The organism is Acidovorax sp. Root217 (assembly GCF_001428645.1).
In the GTDB taxonomy this organism is placed as follows: domain Bacteria; phylum Pseudomonadota; class Gammaproteobacteria; order Burkholderiales; family Burkholderiaceae_C; genus Acidovorax.
In genome coordinates this window covers 21991-43490 of record NZ_LMIH01000023.1, presented here as the reverse complement: position 1 = coordinate 43490, position 21500 = coordinate 21991, and the positions used below count along the sequence as shown (strand labels likewise).

The 21500-nt window shown below is 66.9% G+C and carries 19 protein-coding genes and 1 pseudogene; 11 read left to right on the top strand and 9 right to left on the bottom strand.

Annotated features, from left to right (window positions below; all coding sequences use genetic code 11):
• The first annotated feature begins 113 nt into the window (after window positions 1-113).
• Window positions 114-728, top strand: a complete 615-nt coding sequence (locus ASE31_RS20110; protein ID WP_057203583.1) for an OmpW family protein — start codon at window positions 114-116, stop codon at window positions 726-728.
• Here the strand turns inward: ASE31_RS20110 and ASE31_RS20105 are convergent.
• The 3 genes from ASE31_RS20105 to ASE31_RS20095 form a co-directional block, all read right to left on the bottom strand.
• Complete coding sequence (locus tag ASE31_RS20105; RefSeq protein ID WP_057203582.1) at window positions 725-1351, bottom strand: LysE family translocator; 627 nt, start codon at window positions 1349-1351, stop codon at window positions 725-727. The two genes, ASE31_RS20110 and ASE31_RS20105, sit on opposite strands and share 4 nt — an antisense overlap.
• Complete coding sequence (locus tag ASE31_RS20100) at window positions 1348-1599, bottom strand: DUF1272 domain-containing protein (protein WP_057203581.1); 252 nt, start codon at window positions 1597-1599, stop codon at window positions 1348-1350. The genes ASE31_RS20105 and ASE31_RS20100 overlap by 4 nt, the downstream gene beginning before the upstream one ends.
• Before the next feature lie 114 nt (window positions 1600-1713).
• Window positions 1714-2787 carry a metal-dependent hydrolase gene (locus tag ASE31_RS20095; protein ID WP_057203580.1) on the bottom strand — a complete coding sequence of 358 codons (1074 nt, stop codon included), beginning with the start codon at window positions 2785-2787 and terminating at the stop codon, window positions 1714-1716.
• Window positions 2788-3191: 404 nt separating this feature from the next.
• Between ASE31_RS20095 and egtD the strand changes: the two genes are divergently transcribed.
• Together egtD and egtB are read left to right on the top strand one after the other, a co-directional pair.
• A complete protein-coding gene (egtD, locus tag ASE31_RS20090) occupies window positions 3192-4289 on the top strand; it encodes an L-histidine N(alpha)-methyltransferase (RefSeq protein ID WP_235514699.1) in 1098 nt (365 codons plus the stop codon).
• Window positions 4290-4386: 97 nt separating this feature from the next.
• On the top strand, window positions 4387-5685 hold the full coding sequence (egtB, locus tag ASE31_RS20085; RefSeq protein ID WP_235514713.1) for an ergothioneine biosynthesis protein EgtB: 1299 nt from the start codon (window positions 4387-4389) through the stop codon (window positions 5683-5685).
• A gap of 58 nt (window positions 5686-5743) precedes the next feature.
• Here the strand turns inward: egtB and ASE31_RS20080 are convergent, their stop codons facing one another.
• The 4 genes and pseudogenes from ASE31_RS20080 to ASE31_RS20065 form a co-directional block, all read right to left on the bottom strand.
• On the bottom strand, window positions 5744-6265 hold the full coding sequence (locus ASE31_RS20080) for a hypothetical protein (RefSeq protein WP_157412594.1): 522 nt from the start codon (window positions 6263-6265) through the stop codon (window positions 5744-5746).
• A 45-nt stretch (window positions 6266-6310) separates the two neighbouring features.
• A complete protein-coding gene (locus ASE31_RS20075) occupies window positions 6311-7312 on the bottom strand; it encodes a hypothetical protein (protein ID WP_057203577.1) in 1002 nt (333 codons plus the stop codon).
• Between the two features lie 115 nt (window positions 7313-7427).
• Window positions 7428-8029 (bottom strand): annotated as a pseudogene (locus tag ASE31_RS20070) (PLP-dependent transferase); the annotation flags it as partial.
• Between the two features lie 25 nt (window positions 8030-8054).
• Window positions 8055-10061, bottom strand: a complete 2007-nt coding sequence (locus ASE31_RS20065) for a U32 family peptidase (RefSeq protein WP_057203576.1) — start codon at window positions 10059-10061, stop codon at window positions 8055-8057.
• A gap of 219 nt (window positions 10062-10280) precedes the next feature.
• Between ASE31_RS20065 and ASE31_RS20060 the strand changes: the two genes are divergently transcribed.
• Entirely contained in the window at window positions 10281-11396 is a 1116-nt protein-coding gene (locus ASE31_RS20060; protein WP_057203836.1) for a branched-chain amino acid ABC transporter substrate-binding protein, read from the top strand.
• Between the two features lie 4 nt (window positions 11397-11400).
• On the opposite strand, the gene ASE31_RS20055 is transcribed toward ASE31_RS20060, so the two are convergent.
• Window positions 11401-12405, bottom strand: a complete 1005-nt coding sequence (locus ASE31_RS20055; RefSeq protein ID WP_057203575.1) for a GlxA family transcriptional regulator — start codon at window positions 12403-12405, stop codon at window positions 11401-11403.
• A gap of 100 nt (window positions 12406-12505) precedes the next feature.
• On the opposite strand from ASE31_RS20055, the gene ASE31_RS20050 reads away from it, so the two are divergent.
• The 4 genes from ASE31_RS20050 (at window position 12506) to ASE31_RS20035 (ending at window position 16040) form a co-directional block, all read left to right on the top strand.
• Entirely contained in the window at window positions 12506-13126 is a 621-nt protein-coding gene (locus ASE31_RS20050) for a LysE family translocator (RefSeq protein WP_057203574.1), read from the top strand.
• 173 nt (window positions 13127-13299) lie between these two features.
• On the top strand, window positions 13300-13563 hold the full coding sequence (locus tag ASE31_RS20045; RefSeq protein WP_057203573.1) for a hypothetical protein: 264 nt from the start codon (window positions 13300-13302) through the stop codon (window positions 13561-13563).
• Between the two features lie 5 nt (window positions 13564-13568).
• Complete coding sequence (gene tadA, locus ASE31_RS20040; protein ID WP_082604300.1) at window positions 13569-14963, top strand: tRNA adenosine(34) deaminase TadA; 1395 nt, start codon at window positions 13569-13571, stop codon at window positions 14961-14963.
• Between the two features lie 81 nt (window positions 14964-15044).
• Window positions 15045-16040: an LD-carboxypeptidase gene (locus ASE31_RS20035; RefSeq protein ID WP_057203572.1), complete on the top strand. Its 996-nt coding sequence runs from the start codon at window positions 15045-15047 to the stop codon at window positions 16038-16040.
• A 40-nt stretch (window positions 16041-16080) separates the two neighbouring features.
• Here the strand turns inward: ASE31_RS20035 and ASE31_RS20030 are convergent, their stop codons facing one another.
• A complete protein-coding gene (locus ASE31_RS20030; RefSeq protein WP_057203834.1) occupies window positions 16081-16437 on the bottom strand; it encodes a hypothetical protein in 357 nt (118 codons plus the stop codon).
• Between the two features lie 418 nt (window positions 16438-16855).
• Here ASE31_RS20030 and ASE31_RS20025 point away from each other — a divergent pair, with 418 nt between their 5' ends.
• The 3 genes from ASE31_RS20025 to ASE31_RS20015 all read left to right on the top strand — a co-directional run bounded on the left by ASE31_RS20025 (window position 16856) and on the right by ASE31_RS20015 (window position 21495).
• On the top strand, window positions 16856-17785 hold the full coding sequence (locus tag ASE31_RS20025; protein WP_057203571.1) for an adenylate/guanylate cyclase domain-containing protein: 930 nt from the start codon (window positions 16856-16858) through the stop codon (window positions 17783-17785).
• A gap of 111 nt (window positions 17786-17896) precedes the next feature.
• A complete protein-coding gene (locus tag ASE31_RS20020) occupies window positions 17897-20455 on the top strand; it encodes a penicillin acylase family protein (protein ID WP_057203570.1) in 2559 nt (852 codons plus the stop codon).
• A gap of 26 nt (window positions 20456-20481) precedes the next feature.
• Entirely contained in the window at window positions 20482-21495 is a 1014-nt protein-coding gene (locus ASE31_RS20015; RefSeq protein WP_057203569.1) for an asparaginase, read from the top strand.
• Window positions 21496-21500 lie beyond the last annotated feature (5 nt).

The window sequence follows — 21500 nt, the reverse complement described above, 5'->3', positions numbered from 1 at the left end:
GCCGGCCCGGCCGGCGCATCGGTTGATCTGCGGCAAGGCGAGGTGGTGCGTGCGGGGGCCCAATGCATGCACGGGGGTCGTCCCCGTGCAACCGCATCGAATCGATCGCTCCCATGAAGAACAACAAGCTGCTGAACCTGGCCCTGGTGGCCGCCTGCGCGCTGGCATCCGGCGCCACCATGGCACAAGGCGCACAAGACGCCAACGGCCCCTGGCTGGTGCGCGCCCGCGCCGTGAACCTCGACAGTGCCAACAAGGACGGCACCGGCCTGGGCCTGTCGATCAACGACAAGGCCATCCCCGAGGTCGACGTCTCCTACTTCTTCACCAAGAACATCGCCGCCGAGCTGGTCCTGACCGTGCCGCAGAAGCACGACGTGCGCGCCAGCACGCTGGGCGGCAAGATCGGCACGCTCAAGCACCTGCCGCCCTCGCTGCTGCTGCAGTACCACTTCGACGCACCCGGCTTCAAGCCCTATGTGGGCGCGGGCTTGAACTACACGCGCTTTTCCAGCGTCCACCTGCCCGCTGGCGTGGGCATCGACAAGAGCAGCTGGGGCGCGGCCCTGCAGGCCGGGGTGGACATTCCCCTGTCCAGGAACCTGTATTTGAATGTGGATGTGAAGAAGGTTTATATCCAGACCGATGTGTTTGCAGGTGGCGTGAAGGCCGGTACCTTCAAGGTTGATCCTGTACTCGTCGGCATAGGTCTGGGCTACCGGTTCTAAGCGCTGCGGCGGTAGAACGCCAGCGAGCCGGCCAGCGCCAGCAGCGCGCCGCCGCAGCAGCGGTCGAGCCAGAGCACGGCGCGGCGGTGCAGCAGCTGCACCGCCTTGGCGCCCACGATGGCGTAGGCCAGCATCACCGCGAAATCCAGGCCGGCGAACACCACTGCAATGGCTGCGTACTGCGGCCACTGCGGAGCGCCGGCGTCGATGAACTGCGGCAGCAGGGCCGAGCAGAACAGATAGCCCTTAGGATTGGTCACCGCCACCAGGAACGACTTGGCAAAGATGCCGCGAGCCGTCGCCCCCTCGGCGCTGCCGGCCTGCGACAGGTCCAGCCCGCCCTGCGAGCGCAGCAGGCGCAGGCCGAGCCATGCCAGGTACGCGGCCCCTACCCATTTGACGACGGAGAACCAGAACTCCGAGGCCGCCAGCAGCGCGCCCAGGCCCACCGCCACGGCACCCACCAGCACAAAGTCCGATGCCACCGCGCCCAGCATGCCCGGCACGGAGCGGCGCACGCCGTAGCGCGAGCCATTGGCCAGCGCCAGCAGCACCGTGGGCCCGGGCGTGGCAATGGCCACCAGCGCCACCAGCGCAAAGACCAGCAGGGTGGTGGCGTTCATGCCAGCACCGGGCCGCAGCCTTGCGGTTTGTGTACGCGATCGGTTGACGCGGGAAACTTCGCGAGCTTGGATGCGGGCCGGCGCGGGCGCTGCAGCAGCTCACCGCCGCAGTTGGGGCAGATGCCGCCCAGTGGGCCGCCCGCACAGGTGCTGCAGAAGGTGCACTCGAAGGTGCAGATGCGCGCGGCAGTCGTATCAGGGGGCAGGTCTTTGTCGCAGCATTCGCAGCTGGGGCGCATCTGTAGCATGGCGGGGCCTCGGGGTGGTCGGTAGACCGCCCACTCTATGCGCAGCCGCCTTGCCCGGCAAGGTACAGACAGCTGCTGCCACCAGCGCCATCTGTACTGCTGCTGCCTGCGTGCTCAGCCCGCTGGGGTGGCCGTCGGCGCGGGCGTCCTCGGCTCAGTGCCTGGCGGTGGGTGCAGGGGGGCGTCATCGAGCGCCCACATGCGCCGCCACAGCCAGGGCAGGGCGGTCTCCAGGTCGGGCCGCTGCCACTCCTGCCGTGCCTTGGCGGTACCTGCCAGCACCTGCTGGGGCGTGCCGATGTCGAAGTGGAACGAGTACGCGGGCTCCATGCCCATGCGCAGGTCGGTGATGTAGACATGCCCGCCCGCCTCGTTCATGCGGTAGAAGCCGTGGGTGAAGCGCGAGAGGCGCTGCACATGCGCGTTGCCCTGGTAGGTGGCGAACAGGTCCGCTCCGCGCTCATGCCGCGTCCAGCGCATGGGCTGGTGGCTGCCATCGGCCAGCGAGCGAAAGCCCTCCAGGTAGTGCGTGGGCGTCATCGCCACCACACGCCACAGCACGGCAGAAAACGGCGCCGGCGTCACCAGCACGCGCTCCGCAGTGATGCCTTCTGACTGCAGCGAGGCACGCGCAATGCCCTCTACATGCTGCTGCGCCAGCACGCCGACGCCCAGGTAGGCAGTGCTGAACACCAGCGCCCAGGCATTCCAGCGCAGGCCGCGCCGGCCATCGCGCCCGCGAGCCACCAGTGCCGCCACCACCCCGATAATCAGCGGCACGGTGTACAGCGGGTCGATGATGAACACGCTGCCCACGCCATACGGGTGGTTGGTGAACGGGTACAGCAGCTGCGTGCCGTAGACCGTCATCGCATCGAGCAGCGGGTGGGTGACCAGCGCCAGCCACAAGGCCAGCCACCAGCGCAGCAGGTGCGGCATTTCGCCATGCAGGCGTGCGACCAGCCAGGCCAGCGGGCCTGACAAAAGTGTGAGGGTGAGCAGGGCATGGCTGCTGCTGCGGTGCAGCACCATGTTGAGCATGGCATCGCCATGGTCGATGAAGGCATCCAGGTCGGGCAGGGTGCCGGCCACGGCGCCCCAGAAGACGGCCTTCCACGCTGCGGTGCGGCGGCCCATGGTGGCGAGGGTGACGGCGGCGCCCAGGGCGATCTGGGTCAATGAATCCATGGGGCGGTGTGTCCTTGTCTGGAGTATTTGTGGCAAAGATGTGTCTGCAAGCGAAATGCGGGCCAGCCACAACAGGGCTTGCCGCGCATGTTAGGAGCCTGTCGGACTTGGAGCGTCGAAAGCGAAAATCGGCCTCAGCGAGGACAGTTTTTGCCGGATTTGCAGCCCCATAGCCAGGCTATGGGGCAAAAAGGCGGTGAAAAATGGACCGCTGCGGCCGATTTGCAGCCGACGATTTCCAAGTCCGACAGGCTCCTATGGGGCGACATCATGGTGGCATGGCCCGATGACAGGAAAGCCTGCGCAGTTGCGCCCAAGCAGCGCCATCCAGGATGCCCCATGATCAGGCACATGCGCGCTCGTCCTACTTTGGGGCCCCGGCCCCGCCGCTAACCTACCGAACCATGGCCCACGCACTCCTCCAGAACCCGTCGCCCTTGCTTCCAACCCAGGGCGCGCCGCGCCAAGCGGCCTCGAACGCCAAGCCACCCCACCTGGCCTTCGAAGCCTTCGAGGGGTTGGCCCCCGAGACCGACAACGCGCAAGCCCCCGTATCCGCGCTGGCAGACCAGTCCGTATTCGACGAGATTACCGAGGGCCTGCTGCAGCAGCCCGCCACCATCTCGCCCAAGTATTTTTACGACCAGCTCGGCTCGGAGCTCTTCGAGTCCATCACCCGACTGCCCGAGTACTACCCCACCCGCACCGAGCATGCGGTGATGCAGCAGCACGCCGCCGCCATTGCAGACGCCGTGGGCCACGGCCGTACGCTGATTGAACTGGGCGCTGGCAACTGCGAAAAGGCGCGCACCCTGTGCCGCACGCTGGCGCCGGCCTGCTTTGTGGGCGTGGACATCTCGGCCGACTTTCTGCAGGACGCAGTGGCCCGCATGCGCGAAGAATTCCCCGGCATGGACGCCCGCGCCGTGGGCGCCGACATGACGCGCGGCGTCACCCTGCCGGCCGACATCCCGCGCACCGGGCGCCTGGTGTTCTACCCCGGTTCGTCCATCGGCAACTTCGACCCACCGCATGCGCTGATGCTGCTGAAGCAGATGCGCGACCTGGTGGACGGCGAGGGTGAACCGCATGCCAACGGTGGCCTGCTCATCGGCATCGACCTGCCCAAGGATGTGGACGTACTGGAGGCCGCGTACGACGATGCCGCCGGCGTTACCGCTGCCTTCAACCTCAATGTGCTCACGCACGTGAACCGCCTTATCGGCAGCAATTTCGACCCCGCGCAGTGGCGCCACCTGGCCTTCTTCAACACCCTGCAGTCGCGCATTGAAATGCACCTGCAGGCCATGTCGCCCCTGCAGGTGCGCTGGCAGGGCGGCGGTGTACGCGACTTTGCGGCGGGCGAGTGCATCCACACCGAGAACAGCTACAAGTACACGCTGCCCGCATTCACCGACCTGCTGGCGCGCGCCGGCTTCTCGCGTGCCCAGGCCTGGACCGATCCGCGTGGCTGGTTTGCGGTGGTGCATGCGCAGCCTTGACACGCGGCTTGCGCCGCCACCACTGCACGGCAACGCGGGGTTGCCCGAGCGATTTTCCCAGCCGAATGCCGCCACGCTGGGGCACACTGGCAGGATGATGAACACCCTGGCGACGACGACGAACCCGCCCCCTCAGCCCGCCGACTACGCCGCCGTGCGCCAGCGCTCGGTGGAGCTGGCGGCGCCCCTGTCGGCGGAAGACGCCTGCGCCCAGTCCATGCCCGACGCCAGCCCCGCCAAATGGCACCTGGCGCACACCACATGGTTCTTCGAGACCTTTGTGCTGGAACCGCATGAACTGGCGTTTGCGCCGTTCCACCCCGCGTTCCGCGTGCTGTTCAACTCGTACTACAACGGCGTGGGCGCCAAGCACCCGCGCGCGCAGCGCGGCCTGCTCACACGCCCCTCGCTGGCCGAGGTGCTGGCCTACCGCGCCAATGTGGACGAGCGCATGCAGCGCCTGCTGGCCCGCCACGCAGGCAACGCCAAGCTGCTGGCCCTGGTCGAGCTGGGCCTGCACCACGAGCAGCAGCACCAGGAGCTGCTGGTCACCGACATCAAGCACCTGCTCTCGTGCAACCCGCTGTTCCCGGCGTACCACACCCGCCAGCCCGCTGATACTACTGCAGGCAGCGGCCCCGCCCAGCCCCTCACCTGGCACCGCAGCGACGGCGGCGTGGTCGAAATCGGCCATGCCGGCAACTCTGGCGTTTTTGCTTTCGACAACGAACTGCCGCGCCACCGCGTCTACCTGCAGCCCCACGCCCTGGCATCGCGCCTGGTGAGCAATGGCGAGTATGCCGCCTTCATCGAAGACGGCGGCTACCGCAACCCCGCCCACTGGCTGGCCGAAGGCTGGGACTGGCGCACCGCGCAAGGCCTTGAACAACCGATTTACTGGCACCGCGCAGGGCAGGGCGGTGGCGATGATGCGTGGCACGAATTCACCCTGGCCGGCCTCGTACCCCTGGCCAGCGCATTGCCCGCCGTGCACCTGTCGTACTACGAAGCCGACGCCTACGCCCGCTGGGCCGGCGCCCGCCTGCCCACCGAGGCCGAATGGGAATGCGCCGCCGCGCGCCAGCCCCTGCAAGGCCACTTTGTCGACGGCCCCGATGCACTGCTGCACCCCGGTGCGGCCGAGGGTGGGGGCATGGCGCAGATGTTCGGCGATGCCTGGCAGTGGACCCAGTCGAGCTACGCCCCGTACCCCGGCTTTCGCACGGCCGAGGGCGCCGTGGGTGAGTACAACGGCAAGTTCATGGTCAACCAGTATGTACTGCGCGGGGGCTCGTGCGCCACGCCTGCGGGGCATGTGCGGGCCACGTACCGCAACTTCTTTCCGGCGACTGCGCGGTGGCAGTTTTCGGGGGTGCGGTTGGCGCGGGATGTGTAGTTGTGCTGGAGACCGGGTGCTTGTGCAGGTCTAAGCCAAAGTACCTGTTGGCACTGTCCTAGCGTGTGCTTTTTGACATGTTCAGCACTTCGACTCCGAAGCCTTGCACCAGCGACTGATTGAGTAGCGTCTCCATCGATCCGTCTTCAAGGTTCGGCGATGGGCTGCCGCTGTGCTTTGACGCCTCCGGGTGAGCCTTGCTCAGCGCACAGAATGTTTGCAGTATCTGGCGCTCGCCCAATGCCGCCACCGATGTTCCGGGGCTTGCCGCCACCAGCGGCATGAACCGCCGGGCGTCGACAATACGCCACAGGGTGCGTAGCTTTGCGCGTGGACCTGGTTCGCAGGCGTGGCCGTCGACATTGATTTCCAGCTGCGATATGTGGATTGCTCCGGAGAACACCTGGATTTCGTACAGCCATGGGATGCTTATGTGGATGCCCTGGGGGATTGTTTCTTCCGTGGCGGAGCCCATTTTCAGGCGGACGCCTGTAGCCGCTTCGGGCACGTAGAGGACACCAAAATAGGCCACGACCAGCAGCGCCAGGATGGATGAAGCGGTGAATGCCAATGTTTTCATGGACTGTTCGGGGGCCCGTGTCGGTCCGCAAGCGTTGCGCAAGGGCTATTGGAGGTACAGATTTCCGTCATGCTCCATGATGTCGTTGGTGACGAATTGATCCCCTATCCTGTGTACTGCTCGGCCCGAAATGCTGTCTGAAAGAAAATGGAAGTAGTGCACCATGTTGGTGGCGTAGTTGCCATTCGGGCTGACATTGCATTCGCCGCTGAGGTAGGGCTTGATGTTGTCCATCTGGAACCCGACATGCAGGTAGTTGCCTGACTCTTCCACGAACATCAGTCCTTGCGCCAAGGCCTCGGGGGCTTTCATCGTTTGGGACCAGTCGGGATAGCGTGCCCCATCGTCCTTTCCCAGGTAGCCGATACGCAACTCCGTGAGATGGCTTGGGAGCTTGGAGAAGTCTGCGTTGGGTATGGTTATGTGGGTCTTGAGCCTGCGGTAAAGCGCTGACCGCGCCTTCTTGTTCTTGACCCGCATCTTGAGGATGAGCCCGTCCCTGTCGATGTGCCGGTTCAGGAAGTGGCGCCAGTGGTCGACTTCCACGGCCATCTTCTCCTTGTGCGCAGCAATGCGCACAAGCGCCTCCGGCACATCGTTGGCCACCTGGGCAAGCACGGGTTTGGGCATGCTCGCCCACCATTCCTGCTCGGCCTCCCGCTTGTCTTCTGCCGGATCGCTGCCATTTTCCCAGAAGACGGAGCGCGACCACGTGCCCGCCCCATCGTTGAAAGCATACATGTCATGCCCGTTCTCGTGTGACATGAAGGCCCAGAACATCGCGCTTTTCGCCTCGCAAAGAACGGCCAGCACCTCTTCGCAAGCGTCGCCGAAGAGATCGAGGCCGTAGAGGTCCTTGGAGATTTTCTTGCCGGTGATGGTGGCTGCTGTGTCCAGCGGCCGATTTACGGCGCCGACTGGGCCGCCAAAGGCAGTGGCCAAGGCGGCCAGCGTGCCTGTCTCCAGCGTTTCGCTGATTTGTCCAAGCCAGGCACCGGTATCGCTGTCGGGGGTCTTGATGATCACTTTCAACGAAATTTCGTGCATGGGTCGCTTGGCATGATTTAGGTGCCGCAGGGCGCGGCGTGTTCACCGTCCAGTCTAATGGGCGTTTTCTACGTCTCAGGCAACCCTGGTCCTGCCCAATGGAGCCACACTGCTTTTACACTTTGCCCAGCGCCTGCTCCAAATCCGCCTTCAGATCACTGATGTGCTCAATCCCCACCGACAACCGCACCATCCCCTCGCTCACCCCCGCCTTGGCCAGTTCCTCTGGATTGAGCTGGCGGTGCGTGGTCGATGCCGGGTGCGTGGCCAGTGACTTCGCATCGCCAATGTTCACCAGGCGGGTGAACAGCTGCAGCGCATCGAGAAAACGCGCCCCCGCAGCACGCGGATCGGCATCGCTGTTCTTGACCCCAAAGCTCAAAATGCCCGACGCGCGCCCGCCCAACTGGCGCTGCACCAGCGCATGGTCCGGGTGTTCGGGCAGGCCGGCGTAGCGCACCCATTCGACCTTGGGATGGGCCTGCAGGTACTCGGCGATGGCCAGGGTGTTGTCGCAGATGCGGTCCATGCGCAGGGCCAGGGTTTCGATGCCTTGCCGGATGAGAAAGGCGTTCTGCGGTGCCAGCGCGGCTCCCGTGTTGCGTAGGGGCACGACGCGGGCGCGGCCGATGAAGGCGGCGGGGCCCCTGTGCAGACAGCCCCGTGGTAGCTCAGAACGGTCTCTTTCAGGCGCGGGAAGCCGGCCTTGTGCCCAGCCACCAAGGGAGCTTTGGGGGCCGTCTCAACTGCCCTGCTGCGGCCGCGTGCGGTAAAAATTCAGCGGCGTCTCACGCGCCTGGCTGTTGAGCACCTGGCGCTTGATCTTGCCCACCACGTGCATCTCGCAGGGCTTGCAGTCAAAGCGCAGGGTCAGTTTTTCCTTGCCGTTGATGAGCATCAAGGGCTCGGCCTTGATGGTGCCCTGCACGCCGGTGACGCCCTTGGCCTGCTTGGGGCACAGGCTCATCGAGAAGCGCACGCAGTGCTTGGTGATCATGAGGCTGACTTCGCCTTCTTCCTCGTGCGCCTCATACGTGGCGTCGATCACCTTCACGCCGTGGCGCACGTAGAAGTCGTGCGCCTTGTGGTTGAACACGTTGCCCAGAAAACTCAGCGTGTCCTCGGGGTACAGGGCCGGGGGCTCCACCGGGGTGGCGCGCTGCAGGCGCGTAAAACCCTTGGCGCGGTTGGCCTCCAGGTCGGCCAGCGCGTCGCGGCGCAGCGCGTTGACGGCCGATGCGGGGATGAACCAGGGCTGCGAGAGCTGCAGGCCCACGTCGTTCACCGCGAAGATGGTGGCGCCAAAGCGGGCCAGGTGCTCGCGCAGGCTGGCGTCGGCCTGGGTGGCGTCGGTGGCCGGCTGGTGCGCGTGGTCCAGTTGCGCGCCGCCGGCATAGCCGTCTTCGTCGGTCAGGGTCAGCGCAAAGCCGGTCGGCGTTTCGGACAGGTAGACCCACAGGCCGATGCGGCGGTCGCTCGACTTCTTGTCGAGCGTGCGCACCCAGTCCATGTCGCGGTTGCGGTTGATCTCGGTGCCCCGGCGCAGGTCCTTGAAGCCCTCCATCGGGTCTTTGGGGAACACGCGCCACTGCGTGGTGCTGCGCGGCGACACGGGTTCGGCCCGGTTGATGGCCATGCCCACCAGGTCCTTGTGCAGGTCGTAGTAGCACAGGCCGTCGCCGTTGTGCAGCACGGTCTCGGGGCTGCTCACTTCCAGCTCCACGAAATCGGCGCCCACCTTGGTGACCCAGCCGATGGCCTGGCCGGGGTTCTTGGGGGTGTCGAAGGCGCCGATGTCCTGCTTGCGGCCGGTGACGAAGTAGTCGGTGAACTCGCGGTTGAAGTTCTGCAGCGGGTCGGGCGTGAAGGTGAAGCTGGTGCGCCCGCTCGACGAGCGCGACAGCGGGTGGCCAGAGGACTCGCGCTCCTCCATGATGCCGTCGATGAGGGTGCGGTAGTGGGCCGTGATGTTCTTCACGTAGCCCATGTCCTTGTAGCGGCCTTCGATCTTGAAGCTGCGCACGCCGGCATCGATCAGCGCGCGCAGGTTGTCGCTCTGGTTGTTGTCCTTCATGCTGAGCACGTGCTTGTCGTGCGCGATGAAGCGGCCCTGCGCGTCGGTCACCTGGTAGGGCAGGCGGCAGGCCTGGCTGCAGTCGCCGCGGTTGGCGCTGCGGCCGGTCTGCGCATGGCTGATGTTGCACTGGCCGCTGTAGGCCACGCACAGCGCACCGTGGATGAAGAACTCGATGTTGGCGCGCCCCGGCGCGTCCACCGGGCCCAGGGCCATGTGGACGGCTGCGATCTGCTGCACCGTGAGCTCGCGCGCCAGCACGATCTGCGACAGCCCCGCGTCCTGCAGAAAGCGCGCCTTCTCGGGCGTGCGGATGTCGGTCTGCGTGCTGGCATGCAGCTGGATGGGCGGCATGTCGATTTCAAGCAGGCCCATGTCCTGGATGATCAGCGCATCGGCCCCGGCCTCGTAGACCTGCCAGGCCATCTGGCGCGCGTCTTCCAACTCGTCGTCGCGCAGGATGGTGTTGAGCGTGATGAAGATGCGGCTGTTGAAGCGGTGCGCGTGGCGTACCAGGCGCGCAATGTCACGGATGTCGTTGCCCGCCCCGGCGCGCGCGCCGAAGGCCGGGCCGCCGATGTAGACGGCGTCGGCACCGTGGTTGATGGCTTCGATGCCAATGTCCGCATCGCGCGCAGGCGCGAGCAGTTCGAGCTGGTGGGGCAAGAGAGACATGGGGCGCAATTATCCCAGCGGCGGCCACTCCCGGTCCAATGGGATTGCAATTAGCTCGACTAATGCTGTATGCAATTCTGTTGTGCAAGTCTGATGTACCGAAGACGGGATAGGATGGCGGCGCCTGGCCGGGCCTCTGGTCAGAGCGCTCTCCCTTGTCCTTGTTCATCCGGAGTTTTGCCCGTGTCTTTTGCTTACCGTTCGCGCTTTCATCTCTCACTGGTTGCTGCGGCAGCCGCCACCGTTGTCTGCTCCGCCGCCCTGGCGCAGGACGTGCAGGTCGTCAAGATCGCCCACGCGGGCCCGCTGTCGGGCGGCATTGCCCATATCGGCAAGGACACGGAAAACGGCGTGCGCCTGGCGCTCGATGACCTGAACGCGCAGAACCTGGTGATTGGTGGCAAGAAGATCAAGTTCGAGATCGCTGCCGAAGACGATGCGGGCGACCCGCGGCAGGCCACGGCCGTGGCGCAAAAGCTGTGCGACCAGAAGGTGGCTGGCGTGGTGGGCCACCTGCAGTCGGGCACCTCCATCCCCGCCGCATCGGTGTACGACAAGTGCGGTGTGCCGCACATCACGGCCGCTGCCACCAACCCCGACCTGACCAAGCCCGGCTACAAGACCACCTACCGCCTGATCGCCAACGACAGCGCGCTGGGTGCGGCGCTGGCCATCTTCTCGGCCGACCACCTCAAGCTCAAGTCCGTGGCCATCATCGACGACCGCACGGCCTACGGCCAGGGCGTGGCCTCGGTCTTCAAGGCCACGGCGCAGCAAAAGGGCCTCAAGGTGGTGGGCGAGGAGTTCACCACCGACAAGGCCACGGACTTCATGGCCATTCTCACCGCCATCAAGAACAAGAAGCCTGACGCCATCTTCTACGGCGGCCTCGACGCGCAGGCCGGCCCCATGCTGCGCCAGCTGGATCAGCTGGGCCTGGGCAACGTGAAGTTCTTCGGCGGCGACGCCCTGTGCACCGAAAAGCTGCCCGAGCTGGCTGGCAAGACGCCCGCCCTGAAGAACGTGACCTGCGCCACGGGCGGCGCCTCGGTTGCCAAGATGCAGGGCGGCGCCGACTGGAAGAAGCGCTACGACGCCAAGTTCCCCGGCCAGTTCCAGATCTACAGCCCCTACGCCTACGACGCGGCCATGGTGCTGGTCGATTCCATGAAGCGCGCCAACTCGGTGGACCCCAAGGTGTTCATCCCGTTCATCGGCAAGACCGAGTACAAGGGCGTGACGGCGAACATCGCCTTCACCAGCAAGGGTGAGCTGACCACGCCCGCCGTGACCCTGTACACCTACAAGGACGGTAGCCGCGTAGCGCTGAACTGATCTTTCAGCGCGCGGCTCCAGCCCGCCCTGCGCGCACCGCGCCAGGGCTGGTGCCATAGTGCTTGCGGAACAGCCGTGCCAGGCTGCTGGCATTGCCCAGGCCCACCTCGTCGGCAATGGCGGCCAGGCTGTGGTGCGAATTGGTCACGCGCCAGTGGGCGTGCTCCATGCGCATCTTCGTCCAGTGGTCATGGGCGCTCATGCCCATCTGCTCGGCGAACAGCCGGTCCAGCTGCCGGCGGCCGATGCCGATGCGCTCGGCGAGATCCGCCACGGTGAGGCCATCGGCCAGGGCGCTGCGCATCAGCGCCACCGCGCGCGACAGGTGGCGGGTGAGGTCGGGCCCTGCGCCTTCCATCGACTGCAGGTGGTGCGCCTGGTGCCGGGGCGCGTCCACCAGCATGTCGGCCAGGCCCTTGAAGGCGCGCACGCGGCCGCAGTGGCGTGAGAGCAGCTCCACCGCCATGTCGATGGCCGCCGTGCCGCCCGCGCAGGTGATGCGGTCGCGGTCGAAGCAATAGATCAGTTCATCGGCCACCACGATGCGCGGAAAGGCCTCGCGGAACTCGGCCACATGGCGCCAGTGCAGCGCCACGCGGTGGCCCTTGAGCAGGCCGGCCTCGGCCAGCAGAAAGCTGGCGTTGTCGATGGCCACGAGAGGCAGGCCCCACGATGCCGCCTTGCGCAGCAGCGGGCCATAGGCCTGAACATACGCGCGCGAGGCCTGCACCGTGCGGCTGCCAAAGACCACCAGGTAGTCGAACGCCGCCAGGTCCACGGCGTCGGCCGTGGTGTCCATGTTCACCTGCACGCCGCTGCTGGAGAGCACGGGCGCATCGTCGATGCCCAGCAGCGTCCAGGCGCAGTAGCGCTGGCGGCTGTGGTCCTCGTCGTCGGCCGAAAAGCGCAGCTTGTCCAGAAAGCCGCCAAAGGGCAGCAGCGCGAAGTCGGGCAGCGGCAGCAGCAACAGGCGCACGTCGGGGCGGGGCAGGGGGCTGGGGGCGCTCATGGGGGAGTCCAGTTTGGTATTGATAATAGCCAAATTCGATGCCATATGGACGACCCCACCCACCTAGACTGCAGACCATATTCAAGAAGATGGTGCCGCAATGGAACTGAAAATCTGGCTGGTCTACCTGCTCGCGGTCATCGGCCTGTCGCTGACCCCCGGCCCCAACAGCCTGCTGGTGCTGGCCCATGGCGCCCTGCACGGGCGGGCGCGCACGCTGTGGACCATTGGTGGCGGGGCGGTGGGTTTCGTGGCGCTGATCGGGTTGTCCATGCTGGGCATAGGCGCGCTGCTGCAATCGTCGGCCCATGCGCTCACGGTGATGAAATGGGTGGGCGGCGCCTATTTGGTATGGCTGGGCATCCAGCTGTGGCGGGCGCCGGCCATGCAGCTGGATGCTTTGCCGAGTGCCCGGGGCGAGCGGGTGGTCACGGGCGGCAGGCTGTTTCGGCAAGGACTGCTGGCCGCCATCTCCAACCCCAAGGTGCTGCTGTTCTACGGTGCGTTCCTGCCGCAGTTCATCGTGCCGGGGCGTGATCTGTGGCTGCAGTTCGTGGTCATGGCGGGCACCTTCGCGGCGGTCGAGTGCCTGGTGGAGTTCGGCCTGGCGAGCCTGGCGCACCGCATCCGCCCCTGGCTGCAACGCACGGGGCGCAAGTTCAACCGCGCCTGTGGGGCCTTGTTCGGGCTGATGGGAGCTGCGTTGCCGATGACGCATTGACCTCCTTCACCGCCGTCCCGGTTTACAGTGCGGGCTGCACAGTAAAACAAGCGGCTGACAAAACTCAGCGAAGCGGTTTTGGCTAGGCGCTGCGTCGCAGGCAGTACGGTAGTACGACAAGACGCAGCAACGACGCCAGAAGAGTTTTGTCAGTCGCGTACCGGGAGCAGGGAATGCGTGGATTGTTTGGTTTGGTGGGGCTGGTCGTGGTGCTGGCCATCGTGGGCATCATTGCCAAGAAGCAGTTGTCGGCCACGCGCGCACCTGCGGCGGCGCTGCAGCAGGCGCCCATCGCGGGCACCGGTGCATCGGCCCCGGTGATCAACCCCACAGGCAATGTGCGCGAGCAAAGCCAGCAGGTGCAGCAACAGATTCAGCAGCAGCTCGATGACATCATGAAGCAGCGCGCGCAGGCCCTGCCGGACGCCGACAAGTGACGGTGGTGGCTGTGGTGCTCACCGACGAAGACGGCATGCGCCTGGCGCTGGCCGAGGCGCGCGCCGCCGCCGATGCGGGCGAGGTGCCGGTGGGTGCCGTGGTCGTCAAGGACGGCCAGGTGATCGCTACCGGGCGCAATGCCCCCGTGCAGGCCAACGACCCCACGGCGCATGCCGAGATCGTGGCACTGCGCGCGGCCGCGCAGCGCCTGGGCAACTACCGGCTCGACGGCTGCACGCTCTATGTCACGCTGGAGCCCTGCGCCATGTGCAGCGGGGCGATGCTGCATTCGCGCCTGGCGCGCGTGGTGTTCGGTGCCTCGCAGCCGAAGACGGGCGCCGCAGGCTCGGTGCTCGACCTGTTCGCCCACACCGCCATCAACCACCAGACCCAGGTGCAGGGCGGGGTGCTGGCGGACGAATGCAGCGCACTGCTCACCGGTTTTTTTGGCGCACGGCGCAGCCAGCAGCGTGCCGACGCGCTGGCACGCCACCCGCTGCGCGACGACGCGCTGCGCACGCCCGATGCGGCCTTTGCCGACCTGCCCGGCTACCCCTGGGCCCCCAACTACGTGAGCGACCTGCCCGGCCTGGCCGGCCTGCGCCTGCACTACCTGGATGAAGGCCCGCACGACGCGCCGCGCACCTGGCTGTGCCTGCATGGCAACCCGGCCTGGAGCTATCTGTACCGCCACATGCTGCCCGTGTGGCTGGCGGCGGGCGACCGCGTGGTGGCGCCCGACCTGATTGGCTTCGGCAAGAGCGACAAGCCCAAGAAGGAGGCCGTGCACCGCTTCGAATGGCACCGCCAGGTACTGCTGGAGCTGGTGGAGCGCCTCAACCTGCAGCGCACCGTGCTGGTGGTGCAGGACTGGGGCGGCATTCTGGGCCTGACCTTGCCCATGGACTGCCCAGAGCGTTTTGACGGCCTGCTGGTGATGAACACGCTGCTCGCCACCGGCGACGTGCCGCTGCCACAGGGCTTTGTGGATTGGCGCGCCATGTGCCGCGACAAGCCTTTGTTCGGCGTGGGCCGGCTGCTGGGGCGCGGGAACCCGCAGTTGTCTACCGCCGAGTGCGCGGCCTACGACGCACCCTTCCCCGACAAGGGCTACCGCGCGGCGCTGCGCGCCTTCCCCGAGCGGGTACCCGCCGGGCCCGATGACCCGGGAGCCGCACTGTCGCGCCAGGCCCGCGATTTCTGGCGCCAGCAATGGCAGGGCCAGAGCCTGATGGCGGTGGGCGCGCAGGACCCGGTGCTGGGCCCGGCGACCATGCAGGCACTGCAAAAGGACATCCGCAACTGCCCCGATCCCGTCGTGCTGCCGCAGGCCGGGCACTTCGTGCAGGAGCATGGGCGGGGCATTGCCGAACGGGCTGTGGAATACTTCGCACCCTGACCGCACGCCAGCGCCGCTTTCTGCGGCCCGCCAGCGGCATTCCATTCCACGGAGCAGGCCCGATACTGGCGCCTGAACGCTTTGCACAACGATCACGACGACCACCACCATCACGACCACGCCGATTGCGACCATGACCATGGTCCCAAGCACATCTATATCTACTCGCCGTCCAGCGCCGTGCGCGACAAGGCGGCTTTCAAGCGCGGCATTGCCCGCCTGAAGGCCCTGGGCCACGAGGTGGAGGTGGATGTGGATGCACTGGCCAGCCACACCCGCTTTGCCGGCGACGACGACACCCGCCTGGCCGCCATCCACCGCGCGGCCGCCAGCGGCGCGCATGTGGCATTGATCTCGCGCGGGGGCTATGGGCTGTCGCGCATCCTGTCGGGCATCCGCTACAAGGCGGTGGCCAAGGCCATCGACAAGGGCATGAAGTTCGTCGGCCTGAGCGATTTCACGGCCTTCCAGAATGCGCTGCTGGCGCAGACCGGCGCCGTGAGCTGGGCCGGCCCCGCCCTGGGCGCCGACTTCGGCGTCGCGGGCGAGCCCGACGACATCATGGAGGCCTGCTTCGACGACCTGCTGACCGGCCACGGCGAAGGCGCGGGCTGGCGCATGCACCGCGAAAAGCCCCATGCCACCACCGGCAAGCCGGCCGTGCCCGACATCTACGTGAAGAGTGCCCAGCTGTGGGGCGGCAACCTGGCGGTGCTGGCATCGCTGGTGGGCACACCCTACCTGCCCAGCGTGAAGGGCGGCATCTTGTTCCTGGAAGACGTGAACGAGCACCCCTACCGCATCGAGCGGCTGCTGACGCAGTTGCTGCACGCGGGCGTGCTGGCGCAGCAAAAGGCCGTGGTGCTGGGCCAGTTCACCCAGTTCAAGCTGGTGCCGCACGACAAGGGCTACAAGCTGCAATCGGTGGTGGACTGGCTGCGCAGCCAGATCAAGGCGCCCGTGCTCACCAACCTGCCGTTCGGGCATGTGGAGACCAAGGTGCTGCTGCCCGTGGGGGCCACGGTGTCACTGTCGGTGGAAGAGCGCGACGCGCTGATTTATTGGGGGCATCTGTAGGCCCTGCACAAAGGCGCTGCGCGCCGCAGGGGCTTGCCGCTCAGGATGCCGACGACGCGCGTGCCACCGGCGTACCCAGGGCGCGCGGCAACAGACCCTGGAACAGGAGTGTCACCTGCGCGATGACGTTTTTGGCAGAAGGCTCGCCCTGCAAGGGGACCAGGGTGCTCTGCAGGTCGGTGCGCAGGTACCACAGCGCCTCGATGTCGCCCGCATAGCGCAGGCGGATGTTCATGCGCGCCACTTCGCAGCCGGAGAAGCCCGACAGGCTGCCGATCATGGCGCGGCGCACTTCCTCCAGTTGCTGGTCACGCACCCAGGCGGTCGACGCGGGTGCGTCACGGCCAATGAGGCCGTGCAGGCTGCTGCCGCGTACGTAGGGTTTGTTCCAGCGCATGGAATGGTTCTTCACCATAAATAAGTAACAAGGGACTCAAGGTACGTGGCCGACTGCGCAAATGCAAGGGGGCCGCTCCCGCTTTTCGCATAAAGCCAACAAGCCTCGATAGCTTTTTGCAAACAATTGCAAACTTTCGATTTGTTTTTGAATGTAGTACGAATGGATTAAGCAGAAGTCATGCCCGGTGCTCTGAACGCTTCGAACCATCCACCGGCAACTGCTTGCAAAGCGCTGCTGGCCTGTGAGTGCGGGCGAAACCATGCCGTGTGGCTTCGCCAGCAAAGACCGCCCGGCCGGGCCGCCGTGGCCTCTGCGCAGGGCCGTTGCCAGGCGTGTGCAGCCGCAGTGGCGCCATGCGCTCTGTGGGCGCTTGAACTAAACTGATTCACATGAAGTTACCTGCGCTTGCGTACCCATGACGGTTTTATCGACGGTGGTCTTTGCCGACATTTCCGGCAGTACGTCGTTGTACGAGACGCTGGGGAACGAGCGCGCCACCGAAGCGGTGACGCAGCTGACCCAGTGGATTGCCGACACCATCGAAGCCAATGCCGGCCGCGTCGTCAAGAAACTGGGCGATGGGGTGCTGGGCATCTTTGGCGATGCCGCCGGTGCCGTTTCGGCCATGGCCGAGATGCAGCGCATGCACCTGGCGCGGCTGGACCGCTGGCCCCACCCCCTGCGCATGGACATCCGCGTGGGCGTGGCCAGTGGCGAGGTGGTGGATGTCGATGGCGATTGCTATGGTGACGCCGTGAACGTGGCCTCTCGCCTGTGCGAGCGGGCCGGCCCGTCCGAGATCTGGGCCACCGAAACGGCGGTACTGCTGGCAGGCGCTGCGGCCTCGGTCTGGTACCGCAAGCTGGGGATGATGGAAATCCGTGGCAAGGCCGAAACCCTGATGCTCTACCAGGTGGAGTGGCGCCAGGACGAGGAGCCCGACTCGCTCACCATGCAGTCGGCGCTGATCAGCAGTTTCTCGCCCGTCGATTCCATCCTGGGGCAGATCCAGTTCTCCTGGCATGGGGTGGATCTGTCGTTCAGCTCGGCCGATGCCCCCGTGCATGTGGGCCGAGCCACCGAGATGCAGCTGCGCATCAATGACCCCCGCGTGTCGCGCCTGCACGCCCGCATCGACTGGCGCAACAGCGGTTTCGTGCTGACCGACATGAGCAGCTTCGGCACCTGGGTGCGCTTCGAGGGCAGCGACTCGCCCGTGCGCCTGCGCCGCGATGCCTGCATCCTGCACGGCACGGGGGAGATTGCGCTGGGCGTCTCTTTCAGCGAGTCCACTGCGCCCAAGATGCGCTTCCAAGTGGTGGGCGGCAACGTGCATCTCGGCTGAAGGCTGGAATGCCGCCTGCGGGCTGGCGAGGATCGGTGCGCTTTCAGCGCCTGCGTACGTTCTGACACAATCGCTGGCACAAGAAAACCCGAGACAAGACAGGACGCAACAATGGCGTGGATCAAGAAAACGGCCGTGGGCCTGGTGGCTGCGGCCTTGCTGGCGGGTGCGGGCGCTGCCATCTACGTGCAGCGCACGTTTGCGGTGGTGGACGGCAAGATCACCGTCGCCGGCCTGGCCCAGCCCGTGAGCGTGCGGCGCGACGGCGCGGACGTGACGCACATCGGCGCGCAAAGCCCGCAGGATGCCTGGTTCGCCATGGGCTATGTGCATGCGCAGGAGCGCACCTGGCAGCTGGAGTTCAACCGCCGTGTGATGCATGGCCAGCTCTCCGAAGTGTTTGGCGAAGCCACGCTGGAGACCGACAAGCTCATGCGCTCGCTGGACATCATCGGCACGGCGCGCAAGCAGTACGCCGGTTTGCCCCTGTACGCCCGCGAGGCGCTGCAGGCCTACAGCAAGGGCATCCATGCCTTCCACAAGGACCGACCGCAGGCCCTGCCGCCCGAGTTCCTGGTGCTGGGCGCCAAGCCCGGTGGCGAGGCCGGCGCGGTGTGGGAGCCCGAGGACAGCGTGGGCTGGGCGCTGATGATGGCGCTGGACCTGGGCGGCAACTGGGGCAATGAATTCGCGCGCCTTTCCGTGGCCCGCACGCTCGATACCGACCGGCTGTGGCAGCTGATGCCGCCGTACCCCGGCGAGCCACCCGCCGCATCGGCCGACCTGGCGGCGCTGTACCGGCAACTGGGCGTTTACCGCAGCGATGCCGCTGCCGCCGCGCCCAGCGCCGGTCTGGCCCGTGGCGCCGCGCTGCAGGCCCGAAAGCCCGACGCTGCGCCTGCGGCAGAGCAGGGCGGCAACCCGCTCTCGCGCCAGATCAGCGCCGGCATGCTGGCCTGGGCCGATGAGCTGACGCACAACGCTGGCACCAGCGATGGCAAGGGCAGCAACAACTGGGTGGTGGCAGGTTCACGCACCGAAAGCGGCAAGCCCCTGCTGGCCAACGATCCCCACCTCTCGCTGAGCGCGCCCGCCATCTGGTACTTCGCGCGCCTGCAGGCGCCGGCCGGCAAGGCGTCGGACGGTTCGCCGATCGCCGCCATCGATGCCATGGGGGCCACCCTGCCGGGCCTGCCCTTCGTGGTGCTGGGCCGCACCGCCAGCGTGGGCTGGGCCTTCACCAACACCAGCCCCGACGTGCAGGACCTGTACCTGGAGCAGATCAACCCGGCGGACGCCACGCAGTACCGCACGCCCGAAGGCTGGGCGCCGTTCGCCGTGCGCAAGGAGACCATCCGCGTCAAGGGCAAGCCCGACGTGGAGATCGCCCTGCGCAGCACGCGCCACGGCCCGGTGCTCAGCGATGCACAGAAGTCGCACGCCGACGTGCTGGACCTGAAGAAGTACGTGCTGGCCCTGCGCTGGACGGCGCTGGAGGCGGACAACCAGACCGTGCTGGCGGGACTGATGGTCAACCAAGCCACCACGGTGGAGGACCTGTTCGCTGCCTTTGAGCACCACCAGGCGCCCATGCAGAGCGTGCTGGCGGCCGACGTGAGTGGGCGCATCCGCTTCCAGGCCATGGGCCGCGTGCCCGTGCGCGCGCCGGACAACGACATCCGCGGCGTGGCCCCATCGCCCGGTTGGGACGCGCGCTACGACTGGAAGGGCTGGCTGCCGCTGGACCAGACCCCGCAGGACGAGGGCGCCAAGGGCTGGATCGCCACGGCCAACCAGCGCGTCACGCCGCCCGGCTACCCCCACTACCTGGCGCAGGACTGGGTGCTGCCCTACCGCTACGAGCGCATCGCCGAGCTGATCGAGGCACGCCCTCGGCATACCGCTGCCAGCCTGCAGGCCATCCAGCTCGACATCACCTCGCTGGCCACCCGGCGCCTGCTGCCGCACCTGCAGCAGGCCCAGTCCAGCCACCGGCTGGCCGCCAGGGCGCAGGCCCTGCTCAAGGACTTTGACGGCGTGATGGACGCCGGGCGTGCAGCGCCACTGGTGTTTGCCGCCTGGGCCGACGAGCTGGCGCGTGGTGTGATCATTCCGCGCATTGGCGAGGCACGCTTTGCCGCCACCTATGGCAAGCGCGACTACCGCGCCGGCATCGAAGGCATCCTGCAGCGCAACGACACCTGGTGGTGCCAGCCCTCCACCTGCGCGGAGCAGGCCGGCGCCGCCCTGGGCCGTGCGCTCGATCGCCTGCAGGCCGCCTATGGCGCCGACCCGGCCGCGTGGCGCTGGGGCGATGCCCACCCCGCGCTCAGTGCCCACCGGCCTTTTGGCAGTGTGGCGGCATTGGCGCGCTTCTTCGACGTGAGCGTGCCATCCCATGGCGACGGCTACACCGTGAACGTGGGCCAGTACAACGCGGGCGAGGCCAAGGGCCCCTTCGCCAACCGCCACGCCGCGTCGCTGCGCGCCATCTACGACCTGGCGGACCTGGAAAAATCGACCTTCATCTACCAGACGGGGCAAAGCGGCCTGGTCTTCTCGCCGCGCTACCGCGACATGGCGACTGCCTGGGCGGGGTCTGGCACCCGGCTGCTGCAGCGCCAGCCAGCGCGCTTCAGCCACTCCCTGACGCTCGCGCCGGCGCCTTGAGCCAAGAACAGTTTCCAAGGATTTCCATGGGTTTCGTACCGTTGATCGAAGTGACCCGGGGCGCCCTGGTCGAATGCCAGCACTGGGGTGCCGTGGCCGTGGCCAACCGCGCGGGCAGGCTGCTCGCCCAGGTGGGCGACCCGCAGTCGGTGGTGTTCACGCGCTCCACCATCAAGGCTTTCCAGGCGCTGCCCTTCATGCAGTCGGGCGGTGCCCGTGCGCTGGGCTGGGGCCCTGCCGACTTGGCGCTGCTGTGCGCCAGCCACAACGGCGAGCCCATGCATGTGGCGCAGGTGGAGCACATGCTGGCCAGCGTGGGGCAAACCCACCACGCGCTGCGCTGCGGCTGCCACCGGCCGCTGTTTGCCGAGCTGGGGCTCGGCTCCCTGCCGGCGGACTTCGTGCCCGACGAACGCCACAACAACTGCAGCGGCAAGCACGCCGGCTTCGTCGCTTACTGTGTGCAGCAGGGCTTGCCGCTGGACGACCACCTGGACCCCGGGCACCCGCTGCAGGCAGCGATCCGTGGCTATGTGGCCCAGGCCGTGGGGTTGGAAGTGAATGACCTGGCCGCCGGCACCGACGGCTGCTCGGCCCCGAACTACGCCATGCCGCTGGCCAACCTGGCGCGCGGCTATGCACGCCTGGCCGGCGGTGCGCCGGACACCGATCTCGACGAGAGCCTCACGGCGCTGGCCGATGCCATGGTGGTACGGCCCGAGCTGGGCTCGGGCACGGGTCGGCACGACCTCGACTTCATGCGCGTGGGCGCCGGAGACTGGGTCTCCAAGACCGGGGCCGATGGCGTGCAGGTGGTGGGCAGCCGCAGTCGGGGCGAGGCCTTCGCGCTCAAGATCATGGATGGCAATATGCCCGCCCAGGTGGCGGCGGCCGTCGAAGTGATGGACCAGCTCGGCTGGCTCAGCGATGCGCAGCGCTCTGCGCTGGCCACTCGCCGCTCGGCGCACCTGGTCAATCCGAAGGGGATCGAGGTGGGTACCCGCCGGCCGGTGTTCAGGCTCGGTACCGCTGCAGCCTGACGCGA